Source organism: Longimicrobiaceae bacterium (assembly GCA_035936415.1).
Taxonomy (GTDB): Bacteria; Gemmatimonadota; Gemmatimonadetes; order Longimicrobiales; family Longimicrobiaceae; genus JAFAYN01.
Map to the genome: position 1 here is coordinate 1 of DASYWD010000204.1, position 4,006 is coordinate 4,006.

A 4,006-nucleotide genomic window follows, 5' to 3' on the forward strand; every position below is an offset into this window, starting at 1 on the left:
ATCCCGGGGACGTCCGCCGGGGCGACCACCGCCGCCTCCGCCTGCGGGGGGAGCGCGGCGAGCCCGGCGCGGAGCGAGTCCACCTGCTCCGCGTCCGGGACCGGGTTGGTCGCCACCTCCGCCCCCGCCGCGCGGGCCGCATCCGCGATCTGCCGGGCGACGGGATCCGCCTCCGGACCGGCGACGACCACGACCCGCTCGCACCCTCCCTCGCGCAGCGCACGCACGACGCGCTCCAGGAAGGTGGCTCCCCGGAAAACGAGGAGCGGCTTGGGCTCTCCCATCCTCCGGGAGCGCCCCGCCGCCAGCACGATCCCTGCGATCATCCCGCCCGCCCGGAGGCGAGCGCGGCGGTCCACGCGCGTGCGTGGCGGCCGGCAGGGGGATTCACGGATCGTCTCCGAAGATGCGTGCGGCCCGGGGGCAGGGGAGCGAGCGGGTGCGCGGCGGACTACGCCACGTGCGGATGTCGAACGGGCTTACGAGGCGACTGAACAATGGCGGAGGTGGGGGATCCTGTCAACGGAACGGGGCTATCCGGGGCGGCGGGTGTTTCCGGAGAAGTCCGCCTACGGCGCGCCCTGCGGGCGGGAGTGGGCCCGGAGCCAGGCGGCGAGCTCCTGCTCCGTCGCGCTGCCGTCCGCAACCGAGAGCGTCGTCATCACCGCCTCCGGCTCCGGCGCGTCCAGCTCGACGCCGTTGGCCCCGAGGAACACGTATGTGCAGATGAAGCCGACGCGCTTGTTGCCGTCGACGTAGCCGTGGTTCTTGATGAGGCCGTAGCCGTACGCGGCGGCGAGCGCGATCAGGTCGCGTTCGCCGCCGTAGTGCCACTTGTCCAGCGGACGCTGCAGGGCCGACTCGATGAGGTTGGCGTCTCGCACCCCGGGCGATCCCCCGTGCTGCCGGAGCTGGTCCAGGTGGATCGCGTCCACCAGCCGCCGGGAAAGCCAGCGAGGCTCGTCCACCGGGCTACTTCGCGAGCTCCCGCAGCGCGTTCCGGTACTTCTTCGCGCCGCGGCGGTAGACGGACATCATCTCCTCGAACTCCGGGTCGAACGGGATCAACTCGATTCCGTTCTCCGTGCGCACGAGCGCGAGCTCGTCGCCGTTCTGGACGTTCAGCTCCTCCAGGACGTCCCTGGGGAGGATCACGCCGCTGGAGGTGCCGATGGGGCGAACTTTGGTCCTGTGTGTCATCGTACGGTTCTCCTGAACGATGTGCCCTCTACTCCTTCAATTATAATGCCGATTGTTTGGAACCGCCACGATTAGGAGCGGGGGGCGCGCCGCGGGCTCAAGAAGAACCCTCCTCCAGCCGCTCCCGGAGCCGCCGGACCTCGGCCAGGAGTGCGGGCACGTCGTGCCGGGCCAGGGTCATCGCGGCGGCGACGTTCACGTAGTTGCCGCCCAGGCTGCGGGCGCGCTCCTCGATGCTCGCCAGCTCCCGGGGGGTGAGCCGGCCCGGGTCGCGTGTGGCGCCCTCCGGCGCAGTGCGGGTCGAGTACATGGTCTGCCTCCTCCCTGGATGGTGTGTGCTCCAGTGAGTGTCGGCATCCGCGCGGGCGGCCTCAAGCGCGCGCCCGCTACGCCCACTCCCGCAGGCGTACCAGCACCGCGCCCGCCCCCAGCCAGAAGAGCCCGTACCCCGCCACGTAGGCCACCGCGCCCCAGGCGGCGGCGCCGCCCAGGATCCCCACGTACACCTGCTGGAAGGCCCACTGCGGGGGGAGGAGGAAGAGAAGGAGCCGGTACCCGGCCGGGTTCACCGCGACCTCCAGGAAGGCGAGGAGCTGCGGGAAGAAGGTGGGGAGGAACAGGGCCAGCGCCACCCACGCGTCGCCTTTCGGCAGGGCGGCGGAGAGGAAGGCCATCAGCCCCCCGTACACCAGCACGGAGAGGGCGGGGAGGAGGAGCCCCGACCACCCGCCGCGGAGCTCTCCCCACGCCAGGAGCTGCCCCAGCACCAGGAAGAGCAGCGCCGCGAGCAGCGCGACCGCCGCCGCCAGCGCCCAGCGGAGCCCGTACAGCGCCAGCGGGCGCACCGGGTGCGACAGGAAGAGGTGCGCGTACCCGTGCCGGCGATCGGTGGACACGAATCCGGCCAGGAGGACGATCATCACCAGCCCGCCCAGGTACGAGAGGGTGGCGGAGATTCCCAGCGGCCCCAGCTCCTCCACGGGGAGCTGCCCGGCCTCTACCGCCTCGTGCTGGTGGAAGCCCGGCTCCAGGAGGTAGAGGACCCACACCACCAGGAGGAGGAGCACGAAGCGGGGCGCCCAGTCGCGCAGCGTCACCGGGATCATGCGGCCTCCTCGTCCGCCAGGACGCGGTGCAGCCACCCCTCCAGCCCCCCCGCCGGAAGACTGCGCAGCTCCAGCTCCGCGCGGATCCTCCCCCCGGCGAGCACCGCCACCCGGTCCGCGGCGCGCTCCACCTCCCGGAGGTTGTGCGACACCACCAGGAGGGTTCGCTCCGGGTCCTCCGCCCGCCACGCCGTCAGGATGTCGCGGAGGCGCGCCACCCACACCGGGTCCAGCCCGTTCAGCGGCTCGTCCAGGAGGAGGAGCTTGCGCGGGCCCAGCAGCGCCTGCGCGATCGCGAGCTTCTGCAGGTTCCCCTTCGACAGCGCCCCCACCCGCCTCCCGGCGAGCCCCTCCAGTCCCAGCGCGTCCAGCACCCCGTCGATGCGCTCCCCCGCGGCCGGCACCTCCCCCAGCGCGGCGAAGGCGCCCAGCGCACCCCGCACCGTCCACCGCCGCGGGATGGCGACCGACTCCGGGACGTACCCGATCCCGTGCCGCTCCACGTACTCGCGCGCGGGGATTCCGCCGACGCCCACCTCGCCGGAGGTGGGGCGGAGGAAGCCCAGCAGCAGGCGGATCAGCGTGCTCTTCCCCGCCCCGTTGGGCCCGATGATCCCCAGCGCGGTGCCGGGGGGGACCTCCAGCGAGACCCCGTCCAGCGCCCGCACCCGCCCCGAGGCTGCGCGCCAGGGCGGGGCGGAGTACTCCTTCACGACGTCCTCGAGGCGGATCATGCGGGGACGGTAGACCGGGCGGCGCGGGGGCGCAAGGGTACGGATCCTGCGCCCGCGCCGGCCCATGAGCCAGACGATCCGCACCCCGGGACCGGAGCGACGCGTACACCCCCGCAAGGGGATGATCGACCGCCTGCGCAACCTGCTCTTCGGGCTGCTCCGCTGGATCGGACGGTACGTGAAGGGCTTCCACGCGGCGGTGGGGACCTTCCTGGCCATGGGGATGGTCGTGGCGCTCCTCCTCCTCTGGGGGTTCGCCGGGCTGGCGGAGTGGGTGGCGGAGGGGCGGACGCAGTCGTTCGACGACGCGGTGCTCCTCTGGCTCAACGAGCGCGCCACCCCCTGGCTCACCGTGGCGGCGCTGGAGGTCACGGCGCTCGGGGCGGGGCTGGTGGTGTGGATGGTGGTCGCCGTCGCCAGCGCCTTCCTGTGGGTGAGCCGGCACCGCTACTCCGTGGCGCTGCTCTGGGTGGCGGCGCTGGGGGCCACGGGGCTCAACTCCATCCTGAAGGCGCTGTTCGACCGCCCGCGCCCCGACCTCTTCCCCTGGCGCGCGCCGTACGCGGGGCAGTCTTCCTTCCCCTCCGGGCACGCCATGACCGCCATGGTGGTCTACCTGACCCTGGCGTACCTGGTGGCCCGCCTGGAGCCCACCCCGCTGCTGCGCCGGCTGACGCTGGCTTCCACCGCGGTGGTGATCCTGCTGATCGGGCTCTCGCGCATGTACCTGGGCGTCCACTTCCCCACCGACGTGATCGCCGGCTACCTGGCGGGCTTCGTGTGGGCGGTGTTCTGCGCCCTGGGGATCGAGGCGGTGCGCTACTTCCGCCGGCGCCGGCCGGGGGTGGAGCGGGTGGAGGAGGACCTGGACGCCGAGCGGGAGCGGGAGCTCGGGGTGCGGGCGTAGCCGATGGCGACGCGCCGGGGCCGCGGGACGCGGGGGACCACGCGGCGGGGAGGCCGCAC

General features: G+C 73.2%; 7 protein-coding genes. 1 reads left to right on the forward strand and 6 read right to left on the reverse strand.

The window, feature by feature from the left end; genetic code table 11:
• The 6 genes from VGR37_07905 to VGR37_07930 form a co-directional block, all read right to left on the reverse strand.
• The coding region (locus tag VGR37_07905) for an NTP transferase domain-containing protein (protein HEV2147313.1) at window positions 1–326 on the reverse strand (326 nt) is incomplete at its 3' end.
• Between the two features lie 243 nt (window positions 327–569).
• Complete coding sequence (locus tag VGR37_07910; protein ID HEV2147314.1) at window positions 570–968, reverse strand: type II toxin-antitoxin system death-on-curing family toxin; 399 nt, start codon at window positions 966–968, stop codon at window positions 570–572.
• A gap of 4 nt (window positions 969–972) precedes the next feature.
• Window positions 973–1,200, reverse strand: a complete 228-nt coding sequence (locus VGR37_07915; GenBank protein HEV2147315.1) for an AbrB/MazE/SpoVT family DNA-binding domain-containing protein — start codon at window positions 1,198–1,200, stop codon at window positions 973–975.
• A gap of 97 nt (window positions 1,201–1,297) precedes the next feature.
• Window positions 1,298–1,510, reverse strand: coding sequence for a hypothetical protein (locus VGR37_07920; protein ID HEV2147316.1), 213 nt, complete (start codon window positions 1,508–1,510; stop codon window positions 1,298–1,300).
• Window positions 1,511–1,586: 76 nt separating this feature from the next.
• Window positions 1,587–2,306, reverse strand: a complete 720-nt coding sequence (locus tag VGR37_07925) for a hypothetical protein (GenBank protein HEV2147317.1) — start codon at window positions 2,304–2,306, stop codon at window positions 1,587–1,589.
• Window positions 2,303–3,040, reverse strand: a complete 738-nt coding sequence (locus tag VGR37_07930) for an ABC transporter ATP-binding protein (protein HEV2147318.1) — start codon at window positions 3,038–3,040, stop codon at window positions 2,303–2,305. The genes VGR37_07925 and VGR37_07930 overlap by 4 nt, the downstream gene beginning before the upstream one ends.
• A gap of 64 nt (window positions 3,041–3,104) precedes the next feature.
• On the opposite strand from VGR37_07930, the gene VGR37_07935 reads away from it, so the two are divergent.
• Window positions 3,105–3,947 (forward strand): phosphatase PAP2 family protein, encoded by an 843-nt coding sequence (locus VGR37_07935; protein ID HEV2147319.1) that lies wholly within the window; start codon window positions 3,105–3,107, stop codon window positions 3,945–3,947.
• Window positions 3,948–4,006: the final 59 nt, after the last annotated feature.